The following is a 23,394-nucleotide window of genomic DNA, read 5'->3' as shown; positions in this document are numbered from 1 at the left end:
CGTATTTTAGGACGAGACAGAGAGGCTATTTGCCGACTGCTGGAAAACTGATCTGCGCCCGTAAGCCACCACCGCTGCGATTATTGATTAGCACCGTCCCTTTATGTTGGCTAGCAATACGCTTCACTATGGCGAGTCCAAGGCCTGTACCTTCACTGCCTCTGGCGGTGTCGCCGCGGGTGAAAGGTTCAAACAGCTTGCTTACTTGGCTTTGCTCTATACCCGGACCGTTGTCCTCTATACACACCCAAACCCGTTTATTATCTGCAGTGACACCGGTGCTGACTTTGACCCAACCATCACCATACCGTATGGCGTTTACAACTAGGTTGCTTACTGCTCGTTTAATCGCGATCGGGCTGCCATTGGTAAACCTAAGGGGCTGTTGCAGCTCAGTTTCAATTTGAATCTCATAACCACCTTCTGAAGTTGCAATATCATTGGCGATGTCATTAAGGTCAACGTCGATGAATGAATCTTTGTTGACGGGTTTTAGGTAGTCCATAAACTGGCTGATGATCTCGTTACACTCTTCGGTATCACTGATGATGCCTTCAGCCAAATAGCTATCTTCCGGTGACATCATTTCAGTAGCAAGCCGGATCCGAGTCAGAGGGGTTCTCAAATCATGACTGATACCGGCCATGAGCAGAGTACGGTCTTCTTCTAGAGCCTGAATACCTTTAGACATCTGATTGAATGCCCTTGTCACCGAACGGATTTCCGTCGCGCCTTTCTCAGGTAATGGCGGAGGAATGTCCCCTCGACCAACACCTTTGGCGGCTTTTTCTAGATCAATCAAAGGTCGGTTTTGTAAACGGATGAAAAGCCAACCACCGGCGACAATGAGTAACGCCATAATTAAGCTATTGCGAAATAAGGGCGCAAAGTCTTCTTCCTGCAGTTCAGATAGCGGAATACGCAGCAGCGAACCGGGCAATGAATCGATTCTCATCCACAGAATGTAGCTGTCAGTACCTAGCATCATGCGTACATCGGTCGGTGAACCGAGTTCTTTGCTCATCTCCTCGCTCATGAGATCAATACTGACAGCATGATAATACTCATCTGCTATCGGGCTATCGTCGGCGTGGATGGTGACGCCAAGCTGTTCTAACACTCTGCGTCTTAGTGGAGCATCCATCTGCAATCCACCCTCGATGGCTGCTGAATCGTCGAGCATTAAATTGATTTCGTGACTGAGGATCTTATTAAACTGCTGAAGGCTGGGCATCAAAGCATAGTTAAACACGGCGTAGTAGGAGTAAACCTGACTGGCAATCAATAAGGTAAGAAAGATAAAAATCGATTGAGTAAAGGAACTGCGAATACGCATATTGGTGGCCTTGATTGAGGTGAAAACAAAAAGTGCGAGACACAGTCTCGCACTCTCATCAGGTGAGCAATTATGCTTCTTTGCCGTCTGGTACGAAAACGTAGCCTAAGCCCCATACAGTTTGAATATAACGAGGTTTACTCGGATCAACTTCCAGCATACGACGCAGACGAGAAATCTGTACGTCGATGGATCGTTCCATGGCAGAATACTCACGACCGCGGGCCATATTCATTAGTTTGTCACGTGACATCGGCTCACGGGCATTGGTAACCAGTGCTTTAAGCACCGCAAATTCGCCTGAGGTCAGAGGCATTGACTCCTCACCGCGAAACATTTCACGTGTACCAAGGTTTAGGCTGAACTCACCGAATTCGACCACCGACTCTTCTGAGCTAGGTGCACCGGGCAGTTCAGTTGTCTGACGACGCAATACTGCTTTGATGCGTGCCAGCAGCTCACGTGGGTTAAATGGTTTTGGCAGGTAGTCGTCTGCGCCAACTTCCAAGCCAACAATTCGGTCAATTTCATCACCTTTTGCAGTGAGCATCAGGATCGGTAAGGTACTGTTAGCGTTGCGCAGGCGACGGCAAATAGACAGGCCATCTTCACCTGGTAGCATTAAATCCAATACCATCAGGTGGAAGTTTTCACGGGTTAAAAGGCGGTCCATCTGCTCACTGTTAGCGACACTACGTACTTGGAATCCTTGTTCAGACAAGTAACGCTCCAGCAATGCACGCAAACGTGCATCGTCATCAACGACTAAGATCTTATGATTTTCTTGCATGTAATGATTCCACCTATTAAATAAGACAGCGCTTTGTCAGAGCTAATGTACAGCCCTTTCTCACGAATCAAAATGTAACATTGTTCTGATGAAAGTGGCGCAAAGAATTGTTAACGATTATTACCTTTTTAAGTCCTTTTTAGCTAATGTATACGCCATATTCAATTCACTAGCGTCAGAAATATGAAAACAAACCTAATCACACGCGAAGGCTTTGACCGACTTAAAAAAGAACTCGATTTTCTATGGAAAGAAGATCGCCCAGAAGTGACTAAAAAAGTGACTTGGGCAGCGAGTTTAGGTGATCGCTCAGAAAATGCGGATTATCAGTACAATAAGAAACGTCTGCGTGAAATTGATCGTCGTGTACGTTATCTGCGCAAGCGTCTTGAGCAGGTGAAAGTGGTGGATTACGCTCCGCAGCAGGAAGGAAAAGTGTTTTTTGGTGCATGGGTCGAAGTGGAAAATGAAGCTGGAGAAGTGAAAAAGTTTCGCATTGTTGGCCCTGATGAAATTTATGGTGGCGCCAAAGATTATATCTCGATTGACTCGCCAATGGCGCGAGCCCTGTTAAAGAAAGAAGTGGATGACGAATTCAGCGTCAAAACGCCGGAAGGCGAGAAAGAGTGGTTTGTGAACAGTATTTGTTATAGCCGTTGAAAAGGGGGCCGCGCAGATGAGCGCGGCACTTGTCTTTTATTTTTCGTAGTCCGGTTTTTCAGTAATGATGTAGTCCTTATCACTGCTAACAATGGCCCCATATTTGAGGAAGTTTTTGCCTAAAATCATGCTGTAGTGGAAGCGCCCTCTGTCTTGGAGGTTAACGCGAATGATCTTATCCAACTCTCCCAGCCTGACTCGCATTTCAACCACAGGGCGCACGTTGGCTTTTTCCCCTTTCTTGGCTGTAATGCGCATCACATCGACTACTTCTCGAGTGAATTCCTGTTTCATCCCGACATCATTTTCGTAGGTGAACGTGACCATATCTTTGCCATCTTTCTGATATTGCTTGATGTTCTTGGCATTGATTGAGCTGACATCCGCTCCTGTATCTAGTTTGACCGGAAAAGCCAGATCTTCGACTTGAACGACTTCAATGTGACCAGCTCTGAATAGCGGACTTGGGCTGAGTAGATCCTCTGTACGAGTGTTGAGTAGTACATTGCTTTTCGCCATGCTGTGGCCCATGACAAAGAAAGGTTTGGTGTCACTTTTGCCAAGACTATCGATAGCAAATTCTAGTTCTCGTTTTTTGTCTCCTAACTCGAATACACCTTCCACAACCGGACGAACGGACTTGCCGACTTTGAGTTTACGCAGGACAGGCTTAGTCAATGTTTTGATTTCACCTTGGCGGTTTTCAAGAGTGAAACTGACCTGTTCCTTGCCGCTTTTCTTGCTGAGTTCAAACTCTTTGACTCTCAGTAGTGGAGTTTTAACGATAAAACTAGGCTGTGCAGGAATGCTGAACTCTTGGTCTATGGTGATGGTCTCTTTGGGTGAGATCACCAATGGATCAGACTTGAGGGCCGTCTTGAAGCTAGTATCGGCTTTTTTGAGCAGGTTTTCGCTGTCGGTATCGATAACGAAATGTTCACTGGCGACATCTCGTCCAAGGCTGATCTGGCTGTTTAAATGGCTGCGGTCACGTAAATAAACCAGCCAATGCTGAGTGTGATTATGGTTGAGCTTGACTGGTAGGTAAACCAGCGGACGCTGACCATTGCTGGTGCTCAAGATACGAATCAATGGCAGAGTCATGGGTTTGCGTTTGCCTTTGTCATCTTCCAATTTGAACGAGACTGATTGAGCCTTTTTGTCGATTTTTACATCCAAAGCATGGGCGTTGGTGTAACGGCTAGTGGTCGCAACACTGACCTTATAGGGCACGCCGCCAACTTCTACTGTTTCTTTTTTGCCGATGACTTGAGCATGCGGCTGCTCTTGGAGGTAATCATAACTCGCCATCACCCAAGCATTATCTTCAAGAAACGTTTTACCGATCAGGATGGGTGACGAGAACTGGCTACGTTTGGTGAGGTTAATCATGGCATCCACGGTGCGGCCACCGATCGTCAGTGGCATTCGTACTGCTGGACGAAGGATCGGTTTTTCGCTGGAGCGGCTGCGGATGATGCTGATGCGTTCGAGATCATCTTTGATGTTGATGTTTTCGCCGGTATACGGGTGGCGAATGGTAAAGGCAATCGTGACCTGATAAGACAAGTAGGTTTCTGTATTTCTCTTTAGCTTGTTTCTTCGCCGATCATTGACCACTGCCCATAGTAGGTCATCATCGGTCAAGTCTTCAAAGTCTGGGTGCGTGCTAGTGATGTGAATGTTTTCAGCATGAATCGATGTGGTGTCGGCGCCAGTATCGATCTTGCCCATAAAGGGTACGCCTTTGAGTTCTGGAATATCGCCATAGTAGACATTTTCGATGCGTCCGAGAATCAGTGCGTTATCCAGCTGGTAGGCAGGGTTTTGTGTGGTAGTGGAAAGGGTTTCAGACCAAGCTTGCGGGGCTGTCATTAGGGCGCTTGTCAAAGTCAGAATCAAAGAGAGCTTCTTCATGCAATAATTTCCCAAACTAAATCGATGTATCGATGCTTATTAACTAACTCGAAATGATATAACTTACTTAAATGTAATGAATATATTTCAATTGCGACTGCAGTTTTGACACAAATGTGCACCGTGTCTATCAGGCGTCGGTGATTTTTTCAGGGCAAGATTTAAAACATTGCAAAATCCATGATTTGCCCCCATGTCTAGAGCAGACCAACTCCTTCACACAATATAATTAAGAGAATCAACGGATGAGCCAAGCTATCTGTCAAATGATTGCTCACGAACTGAATGTTCGTACTGAGCAAGTTAACGCTGCTGTTAATCTCATCGATGATGGCAATACGGTGCCATTTATCGCCCGCTATCGAAAAGAAGTGACAGGTGGTTTGGATGATACCCAACTGCGTAATCTCGACAGCCGCCTCTCTTACCTGCGTGAATTGGATGATCGTCGTCAGACGATTCTAAAATCCATTCAGGAGCAAGGTAAATTGACGACTGAGCTCGAAACTGAAATCAATCAGGCGGACAGTAAAACTCGTCTGGAAGACCTGTATCTGCCTTATAAACCTAAGCGCCGCACCAAAGGTCAGATTGCGATTGAAGTTGGTTTGGAACCGCTGGCAGACAAATTATGGAACGAACCACAGACGGAGCCGGAGCAAGAAGCGGCTCAATACCTTGATGCAGACAAAGGTATTGCAGACACGAAAGCGGCGCTTGATGGCGCGCGTGCCATTGTGATGGAACGTATTGCTGAAGATGCCAACCTGCTGGAAAAAATTCGTACGCATCTTAACCGTAGCGCAGAGCTGGTGGCTCGCGTTGTGGAAGGCAAAGAGCGCGAAGGCGAAAAATTCAAAGATTACTTTGAGCACAACGAAGCCTTAAGCAAGGTGCCATCACACCGTGCACTGGCTATGTTGCGTGGCCGTAATGAAGGTTTCTTAACATTGGCGATGAATGCTGACCCTGAGCAGGAAGAGGGCGCACGCCAGTCGTATTGCGAAACCATTATTGCCGATCACTATGGTATTTCACTGAGCCAAGCCCCAGCGGATGTGTGGCGTAAGCAAGCGATCAGTTGGGCGTGGCGCATCAAGGTGTCGATGCACATGGAAACTGAGCTGATGGGAGCGATGAAAGAGCGTGCTGAAATCGAGGCGATTGAAGTGTTTGCCACAAACCTGAAGGATTTGTTGATGGCGGCTCCAGCTGGTCCACGAGCTACGCTAGGTCTCGATCCGGGCTTGAGAACGGGGTCGAAAATCGCGGTGGTAGATTCAACAGGTAAAGTGCTAGCAACAGAAACCATCTACCCTCATCCGCCGCAAAAACAGTATGACAAATCGGCTCAGGTGGTGGCGAAGCTGGTACAGCAGTTTAATGTCGACCTAATTGCCATTGGTAACGGCACGGCATCGCGTGAAACGGACAGTTTTGTCGCTGATCTGATTAAGCGAAATAACCTTAAAGTGCAGAAGATTATGGTCAGTGAAGCGGGCGCGTCCGTCTATTCGGCGTCAGAGCTGGCTGCCAAAGAATTCCCAGGTTTGGACGTGTCACTGCGTGGCGCAGTGTCGATTGCTCGCCGTCTACAAGATCCACTGGCAGAGCTGGTGAAAATTGACCCTAAATCGATTGGTGTTGGCCAGTATCAACACGACGTCAGCCAGTCGATGCTGGCTAAGCGTCTGGACGCGGTTGTCGAGGACTGTGTAAACGCCGTTGGTGTCGATGTGAATACGGCGTCTCCTGCTTTGTTAACGCGAGTAGCTGGGCTGTCGAGTACTATTGCGCAGAACATTGTTGACTACCGTGATGAAAATGGCCGCTTTGAAGCACGTACTACACTGAAGAAAGTCGCTCGCCTTGGGCCAAAAGCCTTTGAGCAGTGTGCCGGATTCCTCCGTATTATGGATGGTAATAACCCGCTGGATGCGTCATCGGTTCACCCAGAAGCTTACCCTGTTGTGAAAGCCATCGCAGAGAAAAATAGCAAAGACATTCGCGCATTGATTGGTGACACTCAGTTCCTGCGTGGCTTGCACGCCGTGGATTACACCGATGACAATTTTGGTGTTCCGACGGTCAGCGATATCATCAAAGAGTTGGACAAGCCAGGGCGAGATCCTCGCCCCGAATTCAAAACCGCAGCGTTCGCTGATGGCGTAAATGAAGTGTCAGATCTCGAACCGGGTATGGTGCTGGAAGGCGTGGTATCCAACGTGGCGAATTTTGGCGCTTTCGTTGATATTGGCGTGCATCAAGATGGCCTAGTGCATATTTCTGCTTTAACCGATCGATTTGTCTCTGATCCAAGAGAAGTCGTTAAGGCGGGGGATATCGTTAAAGTCAAAGTGATGGAAGTGGACATTCAGCGTAAGCGTATTGGCCTATCTATGCGTCTTAATGATGAACCGGGCCAAGATAACCGCTCTCAGCGTTCTACCGCGCCACGTGGTCAACAACGTCAGAACCAAAGCAACAAAGGTAGCCAACGTCGTCGTGAAGAGCCAGCAAATGGCGCGATGGGCGGGGCATTTGCCGCTGCTTTTGCCAAAGCCAAAAAATAGCTTCGGCTAAGAATACAAATCCCCGCAATAGCGGGGATTTTTTTCGGTATTTCCTAATTCAATCTTTAGGTACTACAACACCGCAATGACATCTGAAGGTGTATTGGGTGCAACCGCATCACCGTAGTGAAACTTAATCACGGTTCTGCGCTTGGCCATTTTGCCTTCAGTTATCGCCGCATCGATTATGTGCCTTGGTAACCGAAAGCGCATCGCGTAGCCCTTGCCCTGATCTTCACTGTAGCTGTCCAGAGCAATCAATTGAAAAATCCGTTCGAGCGTATCTTTCGGATCTTCCTGATAAGTGGCTTTAACGTCTTCCTGTTCGCTGGCTTCATAGCTTGGGTGCTCAGCCGGATCCCAAGAGGATTGTTGTCGCCTTTTATCATCGGCTTTAACTTTACGTTCAGCGTTACTTTTGGTTAATGCCACAGTGGGAGTGACGGGCTCGCGGACTTTATTGTCTCTGGCTGCCTGCTCCGTTTGCACATTAACCGATGGGGCGATCAGCGGTACACTTACATTTGTAGGTGATACGAGCATTTAACCTCCTCACGCCCTGCCAAAAATACAATAAAACAGCGTTTTCTTGGCTTGGTTACTTATCGGCCTGTAGAGTCATAATTTTAGCGTGTTGGATAAAATAATTGCTATCTGTCAGTAGAAAAGCGAGTAACTTGCTGACAAAACTCATTAAATTCGGTCATGAATGGCGCATGTGATGAAGCGCTAAATACATAGCTCTTACTGGTTGGCATCAGTGTATCCACCTCAGTAGCGACTTTAGCCGGTACCAAACCATCAAGGCGTCCGTATAAGCGTAGGGTGGGTATTGAGATATTAGGTAGCGCCTGACGATAATCTACATGTGCCAGTAGCTTTAAGCCAGTGAGTAGGGATTGAGGATTTGGCTCTGGACGAGACAGGATGGCTTTCTTGAGGTTTTTGACGTCTTGTCGGGCAGAAGGGCTACCCATTGCCTGTAACGCCATAAAACGCTCTACGGTAACACGAAAGTCGTCGACCAATTGTTCTGTAAACGCACTCAATACTTGAGGTTGTATTCCGCGCCAGCGTTTGTCTGCTGAAAACTTAGGTGAGCTTGCCACGGTGATCAGTTTAGTGATGCGCTCAGGGTGATGAATAGCGATATGCGTTGCCACCAAGCCGCCCAAAGACCAGCCGAGCCAAATTGCATTGTCAGGGGCGTTCTCCAGCACTTGTTGTATGAGCTCTTCCATCGTTTCGAAATGCAATTGATGGCTATGTCCAAACCCAGGTAGATCAACAACGTGTACCCGAAAGTGCTCGCTTAACAGCTCAGCGGCCTGATGCCATACAGCGCCATTCATTCCCCAACCATGTACTAAGACCAAATCGCTACCATGACCAGTTGATTGCCAATATGGCGTTGTTGGTTTGATCTCATTTTGTACCACGTTTTCCATCCTTTACACCTGAATTAAAGCGGTAAGTTAACTATTGAGTTCTAAGATATTGAGCGCCATGTTAACCGATTGGATCAAGAAACACACAGCCTACCTGTTGCCAAGCCATTGTGATTTATGCCAGATGATAATTGAATCGCAAGCGACACATCCCTTGTTTTGTAGCTTTTGTCAGCAATGTTTTGCGCCAGTTGCGCGTTGCAGACGGTGCGGTCTAGTGACGCCTGAATCTGTTGATATGTGCGGAGAGTGTTTAGTTTCACCACCGTTGTGGACAAATTTATACTGCGTTGGGGATTATCAACCGCCTCTATCGAGCTATGTTCACCGCCTGAAATATCAAGGCCAGTACTGGCAAGCTAAAACCTTGGCTTTGCTTTTGGTACCGCGTATCGATACTCGACCAGACCTAATTACGTTTGTCCCTTTGCATTGGCGTCATTACTGTTATCGAGGCTACAACCAAAGTCAGCATCTGGCATACCAAATTGGACGAGAACTGGCCGTACCTTGTAAAGCGCTCTTTAAAAAGGTGCGAGCAACGGACAGACAACAAGGAATGAATAAAAAGCAGCGTAAGGAGAATGTTCGCCGGGCTTTTTGTCTGAATCAATCGATAAAAGCCGAGCATATTGCTATTATCGATGATGTGTTAACTACAGGCAGTACGGTGCATCAATTATGCCAATTGTTGCTTGATGCAGGTGTGAAAACTATTGATATTTACTGCATTTGCCGCACTCCTGAACCTTCTAATCGCTAAAGTAGCGCTGATTTGATCTAAAAGGCTAGATCTTGAGGAAATCAGGAGTAAAATGGCGCTTAAATAACCTACAAATTTACTCAGGTATTCGTCGTGTCAAATCCTATTACTATTACTGAAAATGCCCAAAAACACTTTGCTAACCTTTTGAGCCAGCAGCCAGAAGGGACAAACATCCGCGTATTTGTTGTGAATCCAGGGACGCAAAATGCCGAATGTGGCGTTTCTTACTGCCCAACTGAAGCGATTGAAGCTTCAGACACTGAGATCAAGTATGAAGGTTTCTCCGCTTACATTGACGAGTTGAGTCTACCATTCCTTGAAGATGCTGAGATTGACTTCGTCACTGACAAGATGGGCTCTCAACTGACGTTGAAAGCGCCTAACGCGAAAATGCGTAAAGTCTCTGATGATGCACCATTGGTTGAGCGTGTTGAATATGCAATCCAAACGCAGGTTAACCCCCAATTAGCAGGTCATGGTGGCCACGTTAACTTAGTAGAGATTACCGATGACGGTGTTGCGATTGTTGCCTTCGGTGGCGGCTGTAATGGGTGTTCTATGGTCGACGTGACGCTAAAAGAAGGTATTGAAAAAGAGTTACTGCAACAGTTCGAAGGAGAACTGTCTGCGGTTCGCGATGCAACAGAGCATGATCGCGGCGAGCACTCTTACTACTGATAAATGGTTCAACATAAGATTTAACCATATGTACTACAAAGGGTTGACGAAAAAGTCAGCCCTTTTTTGTTTTCAAACATAGCAGTTTTCTCATATATTAATGACTTCCTCTACCGCTAAGGAGCAAGCAAGTGTCTAAACGGAATCCACCAGAAATTTTGGAAAAACAAACAGTAGCTCGGTCCAAATTATTTGCTATTGAGGCACTTGATTTACGTTTTAGCAATGGTGTCGAACGGACTTATGAACGCATGAAGCCGAGTGGTCGTAATGCCGTGATGATGGTACCGGTGACCGCAGCAGGAGACATACTACTGGTTCGTGAGTATGCGGCGGGTACAGAGCGTTATGAGCTTGGTTTTCCTAAAGGTTTGATTGATTCTGGAGAATCTCCAGCACAAGCAGCAGACCGAGAGCTAAAAGAAGAAATCGGTTTGGGAACCAACAAACTGACGCCAATGAAAGATGTAGTGCTCGCCCCTTCTTATTTCTCAAGCAAAATGACCCTGTTTATCGCAGAGGATCTATACTCAGAACAACTAGAAGGGGATGAACCGGAACCACTGGAAGTGATTCGCTGGCCACTCGCCCAAGCCGAAGAACTTCTGACTCACCTCGATTTTTGTGAGGCGCGCAGTATTACCGCGCTGATGCTTGCTCTACGTATCTTAAAACCATAATCAATGTAGAGCGTGAAGGATTGACTATGCCAATGACAGAAGACCTCTCCCACCATTTGCCAGCCGTAATTGATATTGCCCGCTCGGCAGGCCAACTAATTCTCGATATTTATGAGAAAAAAGAATACCAAGCCTACACCAAAAGTGATGAAACACCTGTCACTAGTGCCGACATCGCGGCCCATAAGCTTATTATGGAACAGCTTGCTGAACTAACACCGGATATTCCGATTTTGTCCGAAGAAGCGGCAGACATCAGCCTCGAAAAACGCTCACAATGGAGTCGCTACTGGTTGGTTGATCCACTAGATGGGACTCAGGAATTTATCGCTCGCAGCGGAGACTTTGCGACCATTATTGCACTGGTCGAAAATCATCAACCAGTAATGGGCGTCGTCTATGGCCCTGTGTCTGGTGTGACTTACTATGCCTATAAAGACAAAGGGGCATGGAAGATTCCCGATATGGATGAAAGTGTGCGGATCAAATCCCACAACCATGATGGTAAGGCACACCCTATCGCGATAGCGATCAGCCGTCGTCAGGACATCAATCGTATTACTAGTCGTATGAGCAGCGGTTGGAATTATGATTTGGTGCCTTTGGGGTCGGCAGCACTTAAAGCGTGCTTGGTCGCTGAGGGTGCTGTGGATTGCTACCTCCGCCTTGGGCCGACCGGAGAGTGGGATACCGCTGCGACTCAGTGCATTGTTGAAGAGGCGGGTGGCCGGATTCTAAGTACTCAGCTTGAGCCTCTGTCCTACAATGAGCGTGAAACCTTGGAAAACCCAAACTTCTTGGTTCTTGGTGATGAGAACTTACCTTGGGATGAGATTTTAAAGGTTAAGGACTAATGAGCGAGAACGTACTTCGTCCTCGGGATCGCTGCGCTTCGCCCTATGGAGAGCGGGATGACTAGTTCGAGTAGTACCTGAATAATGCACGAACATTCCATATATTAAGATGCCGTATTGTTTATTCAAACTAAGAGGGTTGACGTTTTCACGCCAACCCTCTTTTTTGTTATCCAGTTATCCAGTTATCCAGTTATCCGTGAGGACGAAGTCCGGTCCCACGTCCTTGTTCCATAGCGAAGCGTCCCCGTTTAATCTACGCCTTCGAATACATGTCTCGGTCTCCCAGCCAGCGGTCGATAATCGCAGCTGCATTGTCTGGGAAGTTATCATGAATATGACGTGCGACACGCTGTACTTCAGGTATGAGATGCTGATCGCGAACCAGATCGGCGATTTTAAAGTCGGCCATTCCAGTCTGCTTAGTACCCAAAAGTTCACCGGGGCCGCGAATTTCCAGATCGCGTTGAGCTATCACAAATCCATCATTACTTTCGCGAAGTACTGCTAAACGCTTTTGTGCTGTTTTAGACAATGGAGAATGGTAGAGCAGTACACAGTGGCTGGCTACACTACCTCGACCCACTCGCCCGCGTAACTGGTGGAGCTGAGCCAATCCCAATCGCTCCGGGTTTTCAATGATCATTAAGCTTGAATTGGGGACATCAACCCCTACTTCGATGACAGTTGTGGCAACCAGCAGGTGTAACTTGTTGTCTTTGAAATCTTGCATGACGGTTTGTTTTTCTGCTGGTTTCATCCGGCCATGCACTAAGCCAATGTTAACGTCAGGCAGCTTTCTTTTTAGCTCTTCAGCGGTATCGGCGGCGGCCTGAGCTTCCAATACTTCTGACTCATCGATCAGTGTGCAGACCCAATATGCTTGTTTACCTTCATTGAGGCAGGCATTACGTACTCGTTCGACAATATCATCTCTTTTCGTATCTGGAATGGCGACGGTCTGGATAGGCGTGCGCCCCGGGGGAAGCTCATCAATGACGGAAGTCTCGAGATCGGCGTAGGCGGTCATCGCTAGCGTTCGTGGGATGGGTGTTGCTGTCATGATCAACTGATGAGGAAATGCACCCTGCTTCTCTCCTTTTTCACGGAGTTCAAGACGTTGATGGACACCAAATCTGTGTTGTTCATCTATGATGACTAAGGCTAGGTGATGAAAGGCGACGTGTTGCTGAAAAAGCGCATGAGTACCTACTACCATTTGCGCTTCACCACTGGCAATTTTCGCCAGCTCAGCCTCTTTGGCTTTGCCCTTCAGTTTGCCAGCTAGCCAACCAACATTGATGCCCATAGGCTCCAGCCATTGAGCAAAGTTAATCGCATGTTGCTCGGCCAGCAGTTCAGTCGGTGCCATTAACGCCACTTGGTAGCCATGCTCTAGCGCCCTAAGCGCTGCTAATGCTGCGACTAAAGTTTTTCCCGATCCCACATCTCCCTGAACCAAGCGCATCATCGGGTGAGGCTTTGCCAAATCTTGCTCAATTTCAGCTACAACTCGAGATTGTGCTTTGGTTGGAGAAAAAGGTAATTGATCCAGCAACTGCTGTTTAAGTTGGTTACGCTCAGATAAAGGCAGAGCAACATCCTGCTGACCTTTGCTGCGAACGGAAAGCATTGAGAGATTCTGCGCCAATAATTCTTCCATGATCAGGCGTATTTGTGCTGGGTGTTTGCCTTCATCAAAGGCCTGCAAATCAATATCTGGTGTCGGCCTGTGAATGGTGTGCAGCGCCTGAGCGAGCGAAACTTGCTGGTTATACAGACCAGCGGGTAAAAGCTCTTGGACCGCGGCTTTGTCAATCAAGGCTAATGCTTGATCGGTCAGATTGCGTAAGGTGATTTGGCGCAAGCCGTCCGTGGTTGGGTAAACCGGCGTTAGGTTTTGTTCTACTTCATTAGGCTGATTTGGGGCGTAAAACTTATAATCGGGATGGACGATTTCCAGTCCAAAACTGCCACGTTTGACTTCACCGTAGGCGTGGATAGTTTTGCCTTCAGCAAAATTGTTTTTCATGCCTGCTGTGAAATTGAAAAAGCGTAACGTAATGGTGCCATTGCCATCGCTGATTTTTACCGACAACATCTTGCGCTTACCAAACAAAGTATCGACACTCATGACTTTACCCTGTACGGCGGCCCATAACCCGGCATGCAACTTAACAATGGGGTAAACGCGAGTGCGGTCCTCGTATCGCAGAGGAAGATGGAATAAAAGATCTTGTACTGAATTTAGCCCGACTTTCGCCAGTTTTTCTGCCACTTTGGCACCGACGCCGGTCAGAGAAGTCAAAGGGATAGCAGATAGTAATTGGGACATAACAAAGCTCGGTAAGTTATTCAGTAAGTTACATAGGCGATTACCCTAATAGTTAACCACTGAGCTGTGTTTTTGTACAGGGAAAAATTGAGGGAAGAGCTAGCCTGTTTAGGTATATTTCATATAGGGAGAAGTGAAAGTCTGTCATTCCATAGACTGACGAAGGAAGGAGTAGGGAATCTCTTAATTCATTGATTCACCAAAAGAGATCCCCAACTCGTTCGTCCCTCACTCTTGAGGATGACGAACGATCGACAAGGGGAACGTTACTTCTTCTGCATCTCTGCCCACCATTCGTCATCGGCGATGATCTGGCCTTCTTCATCCAATGATGGGTAAGGCAGTCCTTTCCGTTTAGCGACTTTGGCCAGGACCGGATGACCCCGTTCAAACAAAATGCGATGAATAGTGTCTTGCGGTAATGTGCTGACTTGATTGGAGTACATGCCAGCTTCTTGGCGTTGGCGTTGAGCTTCATACATGATAACCGCGCTCGCGACGGAGACATTGAGTGACTGCACCATCCCAATCATCGGGATGATAATATCCTGATCAGCCAGTTGTTTGGCCTCTTCTGAAGCGCCAATTTTCTCGCTACCAAGAATAATCGCTGTCGGTTTGGTGTAGTCGATCTCACGAAAATCGACTGCAGTTTCAGACAAATTAGTCACCAATATCTGCATGCCCTGAGACTTGAGCTCGGCAACCGCTTCACCAATAGAATCGTGGGTTTCGACTTCGACCCAGTTTCGTGCGCCAGCAGAGGTATGGCTGAGCGTGCGCATCTCGTTGGGCCATACAGCATGAATTTTGTGAATACCAGTTGCGTCAGCGGTGCGGATCACTGCTGAAACATTATTGGGTTTATGTACTTCTTCAAGACAGAAAGTCAGGTCAGCCTGACGAGACTTGAGAACTTGTTGGATTCGGTTGTAACGTTCTGAGTTCATAGTAGTCGTAAAATAAAAGCCCTTGAAACTGTCATTCCAAGGGCATAACTCTGTGCGAGTATGTTGTTAGTTTTTGCGACGGCGCACTTTTAGTGTGTTCGGCATCGCTTTAATCTTACGCATGATTCCAGCAAGGTGAACACGATCTTTGGTCGTGAGCAATACGGTCACTGTGTAAAGTCGACCATCTCTCTCTTCGGTAGAAAGACCATGAATGTTCGAGCCAGTTTTGGAGATCACATTAGTCAGTTCAGCCAAAACACCTTGACGATTTTGCACATCAACATACAGTTCAGTGATGAACTCTTGGTCGTACTCTTCTGACCATTCCACGGCCATATATTTGTCTGGTTCTTTCTGATATCCGCGAACATTTGGACATGTCTCACGGTGAACAACCAATCCACGACCCGGTGAGACGTGGGCAATGATGTGATCGTCTGGAATTGGATGACAACAGTTGGCGAAAGTCAGCAGTAGCCCTTCCGCTCCACGGACTGGCAGCTTCTTCTTCGGCTTATTACTATCGCTGCTTACTACTTCGGTGAGTTCATCGACATCACCCAGTAAGCGACGAGCTATCACAATACTCATCAGCTCACCTAAGCCAATATCTGCCAGTAAGTCTTCCACGCTGTCGACTTTTAGCTCAGAAAGTACATGATTGATATTTTCTTCGTCGATGTCAGACAGGGACATATCGCCCAACGCATGATTGAGCAAGCGACGACCAAGCGTGACCGATTCTTCGCGACGCATGGTTTTCAGAACCTGACGGATCTTGGTGCGCGCACGTGAAGTCACCACATAATTGAGCCACGCTGCATTCGGGCGAGCTCCCGGTGCGCTGATAATTTCAATCGTCTGGCCATTTTTCAGCGACTTGCTGAGAGGATAAGGATTACGATCAACTCGCGCGCCAACACAGGTGTTGCCTACATCCGTATGGACAGCATAAGCGAAGTCCACAGCGGTAGCCCCTACTGGTAATTCGACAATGCGCCCTTTCGGTGTGAAAACGTAAATCTCGTCTGGGAACAGGTCTGATTTCACGTTTTCGATGAATTCAAATGAATTACCTGCGCTTTGTTGGAGCTCAAGAAGGCTTTGCATCCATCGCTGAGCTTTCACTTGTGCAGTTGTGCCAGTGCGATCGCCATTACCTTTGTAAGACCAGTGAGCTGCAACACCTTTATCAGCCATTTGGTCCATGTCTTCGGTACGGATCTGGACCTCTACAGGTACGCCGTGAGGGCCAACCATCGAAGTGTGAATAGATTGATATCCGTTAGCCTTAGGTACCGCAATGTAATCTTTCATGCGACCTGGACGTGGCTTATACAAACTGTGAACCTGTCCGAGTACTCGATAACAGGTATCGGCGTCCTCAACCACAACGCGGAACGCATAAATGTCCATAATGGTATGGAAGCGCTGCTCTTTGGTTTTCATCTTGTTATAGATGGAAAAGAGGTTTTTTTCACGACCAAACACACGGGCTTTGAGGCCGACTTCTTCAAGACGGCCTTCGATTTCACTATGGATGCGTTGGATCATCTCTTTACGGTTGCCACGCGCTGATCTGACCACTTCTTTAAGAACGCGGTAGCGGTTTGGGTATAACGCTTCAAAGCCGAGCTCTTCAAGCTCAGTTTTTATGTTGTGTATACCTAAGCGATGGGCAAGCGGCGAGAATATTTCCAGCGTTTCACGGGCGATACGACGTTTTTTATCAGCACGGAGAGCACCTAAGGTGCGCATGTTGTGCGTGCGGTCAGCCAATTTGATCAGAATAACGCGAATGTCTTGCACCATGGCAAGAACCATTTTGCGGAAGTTTTCAGCCTGAGCTTCTTTGCGGTCTCGAAATTTAAGCTTATCCAGCTTAGATACACCATCAACCAACTCAGCCACTGTCGTACCAAACTGAGTTTCTAACTCTTCTTTGGTGACTTCTGTATCTTCAATGACATCGTGAAGCAGAGCCGCTTGTAGCGTTTCAATATCCAGACGCATTTCGGCCAGAATACGAGCAACGGCGACGGGGTGGATGATATAAGGTTCACCGCTTGAGCGGGTTTGCCCTTCATGGGCGTCTTTCGCTACCACATAAGATTGACGCAGAGCCTCAACTTGAGGCTCTGATAGGTATTCTTGGGCAACGTCTTTTAGGCTATCGAATAGATACAAACTTTAGGCCCGGAAGATAGTTGATGAGAAGAAAGTCAGATTAACGACTGTGAGCGATGCTGCTTACAGCGGCTAGTTCTGCTGCTTCTTGTTCCTGCTGTTCCTGACGCTCTCGAGCATCTAGGATTTCTTTAGTGATCAGGCCTTCTTCGATTTCGCGCAGAGCGATAACCGTTGCCTTATCATTCTCTTCTGGCACTAGTGAATCTTTACCGCCAGTTTGCATTTGACGAGCGCGGCGAGCCGCAATGAGAACTAGGTCGAAACGGTTGCCAACTTTTTCAACAGCGTCTTGAACAGTTACGCGTGCCATGAGGACTCCAAATTAGTTAACTAAAATTTTGTATGACGAGAAATTATACAGTCTCTGTGTTCCCAGTGTCTAGTTCAGAGTATGCAGAGACAGTATTTCTTGAGAAACAGCTTGTTTATTCTGCTAAAAGCGCGTCAAGCATGCCTTTATATTTAGCAGCTTGCTTATCTTGCTTCAATCTTTCTGCACGGATGATGGCTTTAAAATCCATCAGTGCGCTATCGAAATCGTCATTGACGATCACATAGTCATATTCGTTGTAATGTGAAATTTCTGATTTTGCTTCGGCCATGCGCTTGGCGATAACGGCATCGCTGTCCTGACCGCGAGCATTTAAGCGGCGCTCAAGCTCACCATTAGACGGTGGCAGAATAAAAATGCTCTGCGCCTGAGGCATTTGCTCGCGGATTTGGCGTGCTCCTTGCCAGTCGATATCAAGGAAGACATCAATGCCTTTATCGAGATTTTCTTCGATCCACGGGCGAGAAGTACCGTAGTAGTTGCCAAACACTTCGGCGTATTCAAGGAAGGCACCTTGGTCGATCAGCTCTTCAAAGTACTCTTTCTGTACAAAATGGTAGTGGACACCATCTTGTTCACCCGGGCGCATGCCACGTGTTGTGTGCGATACAGACACTTTCATGGCGTAAGTCGGATTGGTTTCCAGCATGGCTGAAATCAAGCTCGATTTACCAGCGCCGCTTGGTGCAGATACGATATAAAGAGTGCCTTTGCCCATAGGTACAATTCCACGTTTGATTTGATCGTGCCGACTTGGAAAGCCGACATGTTAAAGATAGCACCGACCATGAAGGATCACCGAAGTGATGAAAATAAGGTCAGAAAAATGGAGGCGAAGAGTAGCATGATCCTTAGGATCATCACAAGTATTTGCGTGGTGAGCTGCCGTTTTTAAAATGCAGATAATCGACGCGTTTCTTCCTGTGGAATGCTCAGTTGAATGCCTCTGATGGATCTCAACTTCTCCTTATCAATCAGTCCCTTAAATGGGATGTTGTGTGGTTAAATTATTTTTTGTCTAAATTTTAAGCGTAATTAACTGATTTATTTATGATTTAGACAGTAGATTGAATTCCCATAGCACACTTTTTTTCAATAATCGTTGCTTATGAATAAATTTTAATGATAATTATTTTCATTTGTGATCTTATGCAACTGAAAGAAGGAGTGGCAAATTATGACGGCCATCAGCCCTGTGGATGTCAACGAAGTGGACAGCATGTATCGAGAGCATCATGGCTGGCTTTCGTTGTTTATTCAGCGGAGATTGAGCTGCCCTCAAGTCAGTGCTGATCTGGTTCAGGACACGTATTTGCGCCTTCTTGTTAGTGGTAAATTGCCCGAGCGTAAAGATTCCCGTCGTTATCTGACACATATTGCGAAAGGCTTGGTGATTGACCTCTATCGCCGCCGCCGGATTGAATCAGCCTATTTAGAGCTGCTCGAACAGCAGCCAGAGGATGTGATCTCATCGCCGGAAACTCAGACCATGATGGTGGAAGTGCTGGTGGAGATTGATGCGATGTTGCATAAACTGCCATTTAAAGTCCGTCAGGCTTTGGTCCTGAGGCAGATGGAAGGCTTGAGTTATAAGGAGATTGCTCAGCGTCTGGACGTGTCGGTGTCTTCAGTGGAAAAGTATGTCGCCAAAGCGTTGCAAGGTTGCATGTTGGTTGCCATGGAAGGTTATTACTGAGCATGGAGCGTGTATCTCGTAAATCAATTGAACAGGCGTCTTTATGGATGGCACGTATGTGGTCTGACGATGTGACCGAGCAGGATAAGCGTGCATTGGATCTTTGGCGTACTCGTCACCCGGATAATGATTATGCTTGGCGGCAAATGGAGTCATTACAGCAAAAACTGACCTCACTGCCGGATCCGCATTCGGGGAGTAAGGTTCTAGGAACCTATCGTCAACGCGTGTCACGCAGACAAGTGTTGATTTGGGGAGGCGTTTCTCTAGCCACCATGAGTTTGGTGCTTTCTAGCGATGCTGCCATGCTACAGGGTGAAACGGAATATGCCTCTGCCACAGGAGAAGTAAAGCCGGTAAGGTTATCAGATGGCACTGTGGTGGTGCTCAATACTGCCAGCCGTATTCGTATCGACTTCAATCAGCATCAGAGAATTATTCGCCTGATGGAAGGTGAAATTATGCTCACCACTGGCCATCACCTGACGCCTTTCCATGTTATCACTCCACAGGGCAGCGTGACGCCGATCGGGACTAAGTTCAGTGTTCGCCTTGAATCTGAACAGACGCGGGTCAGTGTGTTCGAAGGTGAAGTAATCGCGAAGTCTCAGCGACAGGCACAAGGCCAGCATCTGCTCGCTGGGGAGAAAAGCGAGTTTAGCGCTTACCATCAAGGCCGAAAGCAGAGCTTGCTCGCCACGGATGCGCTGTGGTTAGAAGAAAAAATCCTCGCCCACGATACGCCGCTACCGGAATTTATTACAGAGCTGTCCCGTTATCGCCGAGGCGTAATCAAGGTATCCCCTGAGCTGTCAGCGTTGCGTATCTCCGGCGTGTATTCGATTCGAGATACCGACCAAACACTGGAAAACCTGTGCCAGCTGTTGCCTATTGAAGTGCACTTCCGTACTCGTTTTTGGATCAGTATTTCCAGCAAAAGTGCATGAGTGACTGACAACTTGCATAATTTTTCTCTTATCGATTGAGGCTTTGACTCATTCGCTCGGTGTAATCACTAGTTAACCCAGCGAATAAGGACATAAACGTGCCGTCTCCTTTCACCTCGAACCTTTTGTCTATGACAATTCGTACTCAACTCGGCTTGGCTTGTCTAGCATTGCCGATTGTGGCGCTATCTGCTCAGGCACAGAATTTCGATATATCTGCAGGCGACTTAGATAGCGTACTGAATCAGTTTGCGCTTCAGGCAGGTATTGAGTATTCGATTGACGCTAGCCTGAGTCAGGGTCAATACAGCTTAGGTTTACAGGGAGATTATCAACCAGACGACGCGTTTCGTATTTTACTGGCGGATGCCGGACTCAGTGCGCAAAAGCAGGTTGATGGCTCGTATCTAGTGGACGGTGGTGATGAATGGTCGCTGGATGCGATTCAGGTCGGGACCAGTCTTGATGGTGGCGTAAGCCGAGACGAAGCGGGGGAAGCCAATGTCTACGATAAAGACACTGCGACTGAATATCGTGGCAAGGAAGAAATTGAACGTTTCAAAGGGGCGGATGCCTCGGATATCTTCAAAGGGATGGCTAACGTGCACAGTGGCGATGCGCGTAATGGCGGTGGTATTGACCCGAACATTCGCGGTATTCAGGGGCCGGGACGCGTCCCTGTGATTATTGATGGTACTGAGCAGGCGATTACGGTGAATAATGGTTATCGCGGGGCGTCTAACCGGAGTTTCCTCGACCCAAACCTGATTGGCGGCATGACGGTACATAAAGGCGCGCAAATCAATCCAGAAGTGAACACTTCAGTGGGCGGAGCGGTGGCAATTACGACTTTATCTCCACGAGATATCGTCCAACCCGGCGAGACGTTTGGTATGGAATTTATTGTCGAAAGCAGCAGCAATTCAACGGCACCAGAAGAGCCGAGGCTATATACAGGACAAGACGTTAGCACCATTCCGGAATATGCCAACATCGATAACCCTGCGAGTGAACTGTTGTATAACGACCCTGCTTTGGTTATTAATCCTGATCAGCGTCAGGATGATAATCCATTAAATGGTGAAGATACCGCTTACCGACTTGCGGTGTCGGGCATTGGGCCAAAAGTGGAATGGCTCGCGGCTTACGCTTATCGTAATCGCGGTAACTATTTTTCAGGCAAGAATGACGCGGGATTTTACCGACAGCCTTTGGAGGAAGGAGAAGAATTAGGAGGGCGACAGACAGTCGTTCGCCCAGAGCACTTAGCCTTGGTTTATTACCCTGGATATGAGGTACCGAATACTTCTTCTAAAATGGAATCCTTTTTAGGTAAATTTGCCTTTAAGCTAAACTACGATACTAAAGTCGAGGTAGGGGCTCGCTATACCGAAAGCACTCATGGTGAAATCCTTGCCAGTCGTGCTGAAGCAAGGTACTTATCAGGTGTGGCTCAATGGCCGCTAAACGATACCAGACTGCAAGCCTACAATCTCAAACTGCGTTCTAAGCCTGATAATCCGTATATCGATTTTAAATCCAATTTGTGGATGACCTTGTCCGATGTTAGTTCAAATTCGGGATCCGGTTCGCCAAATGGTCTGACAAATGGTTCAACTATCATTAAGAACACAGCACGAATAAATGCTGAAGAAGATCGCTATGGCTTGAGTGTCAGTAACACAATGCGGCTTGGTGGTGATGTCGATTTCACTCTCTCTGGTAACTACCAATTCCATGAGCTGGCACCTAAAGGCGACTTGAACGCTGTGATTGAGGAATTTGAACAAGCGCGAGCGGGGGAGCGAACGGAATACAATGGCAGCGCCAATATTGAGTGGCGGGCTACGGAGTCGTTGATCTTTAACGCGGGTGTTCGTTATGGCTACTACAAAGCCGTCGATAACTATGTCAAAAATCGCTTGGCAGCGGGCGATACTCAAGCGTTATCTCAATATGGCAGTGAAGGCTATAAGCTTTCTTACCAGATGAATGTGCCGATTACTGAGGAGAATCGTGCGGAATATTTATCTGGTATTGAAAGTAGCATCAGAAATGAGAATACCCCTTTAAACGAAGAGATTGCGGATTTAAGGCAGGCAATAAACAATGTCCCCCCTTTCCTTATTCCCGTTGTGCAGACACAGTTAGCTGCCAAAGTTATTGAGCAGGATGCGCTAGTAGCTCAGGGAGTCGCTGACGCTGCCAAACACACATCTTATGTGGAAGATATTGAGTCAGAGTGGCGCCATGATGGGCAGAATAACTACAGTGCATCAGACAATGGCTGTATTACCGCTGCCAACGACCCTAACTATGTGGCGGGCAGTTGCTCCGCACAATCCATCAGTGCTTCCTCTGCCAGCACCTATACCAATACCGAATCAAGTGACAGCGGTTGGATGCCATCGGCTTCTCTAACTTGGTTAATGACCGAAGACAGCCGCAGTTATATTCGCTACGCCGAATCATTGCGTTTTCCTAGCATGTTTGAGAGTACGATGGGCTTTTCGGCGGTGCCATCGGTGTCATCGCCACTTAACTCCGAGCGTTCCAAACTCTGGGAGCTAGGCTATGTTTACTATTTCGATCACGCCAATATCAAACTGACCTACTTTGATCAGGTGATTGAAGATGTGATGGACAGAAATACGTCATCGAGTACAAATTTTTTTACCAACTTAGAGAAGCTAAGTACCAGTGGCTTAGAGTTGCAGCTGGATTATGACGATGGCGATTATTTTGGTGATTTATCCGTTGCCTACAATCTAGAATACGAAGTGTGTGATGAAAGTGCAGCCACGCAGCGTTTTATGGCGGACATTGCTAGCACGGGCTCCGCGGAGTATAAACAATGTCGACGTGGTGGCTTTAGCGATACTAGTTATCTTGCCAATAAAATCCCCCCTGAAATCAGTGGTAGTGTTCATTTTGGGGCACGATTCTTTAACAAGAAGTGGATTGCTGGAACTCGCACCTATTATGCGGCAGACAGTCATTCAGAAGACTATGTTCAACGCGATCATGTAACCACTGTGGATGCATATATTGGTTACGCCTACAACGAACACCTTCAGTTTGAAGTACGGGGCAGTAACCTAACCGATATGTACTATCTCGAACCTGGAGCCGTGACTGGGATTCCAGCACCGGGGCGAACCATCAGCGTTAAATTGACCAGCCGATTCTAACTTCAACCAAAAAGCCGCAGCTAAGACTGCGGTTTTTTTCATGCTTATT

19 protein-coding genes are annotated in these 23,394 nt (G+C 47.4%); 9 read left to right on the top strand and 10 right to left on the bottom strand.

The features are described from left to right. Positions 1–25: 25 nt before the first annotated feature. Together envZ and ompR are read right to left on the bottom strand one after the other, a co-directional pair. Positions 26–1,336, bottom strand: coding sequence for a two-component system sensor histidine kinase EnvZ (gene envZ / locus TW84_RS16195; protein ID WP_045976671.1), 1,311 nt, complete (start codon positions 1,334–1,336; stop codon positions 26–28). A gap of 70 nt (positions 1,337–1,406) precedes the next feature. Next, on the bottom strand, positions 1,407–2,126 hold the full coding sequence (gene ompR, locus TW84_RS16190; protein ID WP_045976670.1) for an osmolarity response regulator transcription factor OmpR: 720 nt from the start codon (positions 2,124–2,126) through the stop codon (positions 1,407–1,409). 183 nt (positions 2,127–2,309) lie between these two features. Here ompR and greB point away from each other — a divergent pair, with 183 nt between their 5' ends. Continuing rightward, positions 2,310–2,786, top strand: a complete 477-nt coding sequence (gene greB, locus TW84_RS16185; protein ID WP_045976669.1) for a transcription elongation factor GreB — start codon at positions 2,310–2,312, stop codon at positions 2,784–2,786. A 36-nt stretch (positions 2,787–2,822) separates the two neighbouring features. Here greB and TW84_RS16180 read toward each other — a convergent pair whose 3' ends face one another. Further along, the gene (locus TW84_RS16180) at positions 2,823–4,703 is read right to left on the bottom strand and encodes a putative ATP-dependent zinc protease (RefSeq protein WP_045976668.1); all 1,881 of its coding nucleotides are present in this window, start codon (positions 4,701–4,703) and stop codon (positions 2,823–2,825) included. Positions 4,704–4,948: 245 nt separating this feature from the next. On the opposite strand from TW84_RS16180, the gene TW84_RS16175 reads away from it, so the two are divergent. Next, entirely contained in the window at positions 4,949–7,276 is a 2,328-nt protein-coding gene (locus TW84_RS16175; protein ID WP_045976667.1) for a Tex family protein, read from the top strand. A gap of 72 nt (positions 7,277–7,348) precedes the next feature. Here the strand turns inward: TW84_RS16175 and TW84_RS16170 are convergent, their stop codons facing one another. Further along, positions 7,349–7,819 carry a hypothetical protein gene (locus TW84_RS16170; protein WP_045976666.1) on the bottom strand — a complete coding sequence of 157 codons (471 nt, stop codon included), beginning with the start codon at positions 7,817–7,819 and terminating at the stop codon, positions 7,349–7,351. Between the two features lie 107 nt (positions 7,820–7,926). Further along, on the bottom strand, positions 7,927–8,724 hold the full coding sequence (bioH, locus tag TW84_RS16165; RefSeq protein ID WP_045976665.1) for a pimeloyl-ACP methyl ester esterase BioH: 798 nt from the start codon (positions 8,722–8,724) through the stop codon (positions 7,927–7,929). Between the two features lie 58 nt (positions 8,725–8,782). Here bioH and TW84_RS16160 point away from each other — a divergent pair, with 58 nt between their 5' ends. From TW84_RS16160 to cysQ, 4 genes are all read left to right on the top strand, one after another. Further along, entirely contained in the window at positions 8,783–9,487 is a 705-nt protein-coding gene (locus TW84_RS16160; RefSeq protein ID WP_045976664.1) for a ComF family protein, read from the top strand. Between the two features lie 93 nt (positions 9,488–9,580). Next, on the top strand, positions 9,581–10,168 hold the full coding sequence (gene nfuA / locus TW84_RS16155; RefSeq protein WP_045976663.1) for a Fe-S biogenesis protein NfuA: 588 nt from the start codon (positions 9,581–9,583) through the stop codon (positions 10,166–10,168). Between the two features lie 131 nt (positions 10,169–10,299). Then, positions 10,300–10,848 carry an ADP compounds hydrolase NudE gene (gene nudE, locus TW84_RS16150; protein WP_045976662.1) on the top strand — a complete coding sequence of 183 codons (549 nt, stop codon included), beginning with the start codon at positions 10,300–10,302 and terminating at the stop codon, positions 10,846–10,848. Between the two features lie 26 nt (positions 10,849–10,874). After that, entirely contained in the window at positions 10,875–11,702 is an 828-nt protein-coding gene (gene cysQ / locus TW84_RS16145; protein WP_045976661.1) for a 3'(2'),5'-bisphosphate nucleotidase CysQ, read from the top strand. Positions 11,703–11,958: 256 nt separating this feature from the next. On the opposite strand, the gene recG is transcribed toward cysQ, so the two are convergent. From recG to gmk, 5 genes are all read right to left on the bottom strand, one after another. Next, on the bottom strand, positions 11,959–14,037 hold the full coding sequence (gene recG, locus TW84_RS16140; RefSeq protein WP_045976660.1) for an ATP-dependent DNA helicase RecG: 2,079 nt from the start codon (positions 14,035–14,037) through the stop codon (positions 11,959–11,961). 266 nt (positions 14,038–14,303) lie between these two features. Further along, complete coding sequence (gene trmH / locus TW84_RS16135; RefSeq protein ID WP_045976659.1) at positions 14,304–14,987, bottom strand: tRNA (guanosine(18)-2'-O)-methyltransferase TrmH; 684 nt, start codon at positions 14,985–14,987, stop codon at positions 14,304–14,306. A gap of 66 nt (positions 14,988–15,053) precedes the next feature. Next, positions 15,054–17,177: a bifunctional GTP diphosphokinase/guanosine-3',5'-bis pyrophosphate 3'-pyrophosphohydrolase gene (gene spoT, locus TW84_RS16130; RefSeq protein WP_045976658.1), complete on the bottom strand. Its 2,124-nt coding sequence runs from the start codon at positions 17,175–17,177 to the stop codon at positions 15,054–15,056. A gap of 40 nt (positions 17,178–17,217) precedes the next feature. Then, positions 17,218–17,490, bottom strand: a complete 273-nt coding sequence (gene rpoZ, locus TW84_RS16125; protein WP_006957184.1) for a DNA-directed RNA polymerase subunit omega — start codon at positions 17,488–17,490, stop codon at positions 17,218–17,220. Positions 17,491–17,605: 115 nt separating this feature from the next. Further along, on the bottom strand, positions 17,606–18,229 hold the full coding sequence (gene gmk / locus TW84_RS16120; protein ID WP_045976657.1) for a guanylate kinase: 624 nt from the start codon (positions 18,227–18,229) through the stop codon (positions 17,606–17,608). Between the two features lie 459 nt (positions 18,230–18,688). Between gmk and TW84_RS16115 the strand changes: the two genes are divergently transcribed. The 3 genes from TW84_RS16115 to TW84_RS16105 all read left to right on the top strand — a co-directional run bounded on the left by TW84_RS16115 (position 18,689) and on the right by TW84_RS16105 (position 23,345). Then, complete coding sequence (locus TW84_RS16115) at positions 18,689–19,207, top strand: sigma-70 family RNA polymerase sigma factor (protein WP_045976656.1); 519 nt, start codon at positions 18,689–18,691, stop codon at positions 19,205–19,207. Positions 19,208–19,209: 2 nt separating this feature from the next. Further along, positions 19,210–20,154 (top strand): FecR domain-containing protein, encoded by a 945-nt coding sequence (locus TW84_RS16110; protein ID WP_045976655.1) that lies wholly within the window; start codon positions 19,210–19,212, stop codon positions 20,152–20,154. Between the two features lie 98 nt (positions 20,155–20,252). Then, positions 20,253–23,345 carry a TonB-dependent receptor gene (locus tag TW84_RS16105; RefSeq protein ID WP_045976654.1) on the top strand — a complete coding sequence of 1,031 codons (3,093 nt, stop codon included), beginning with the start codon at positions 20,253–20,255 and terminating at the stop codon, positions 23,343–23,345. The last annotated feature ends 49 nt before the right edge of the window (positions 23,346–23,394 follow it).

This window comes from Vibrio neptunius (assembly GCF_000967495.1).
Lineage (GTDB): Bacteria > Pseudomonadota > Gammaproteobacteria > Enterobacterales > Vibrionaceae > Vibrio > Vibrio neptunius.
Note: the sequence above shows the minus strand (reverse complement) of the source record. Positions and strands in the feature narration are given on the sequence as shown.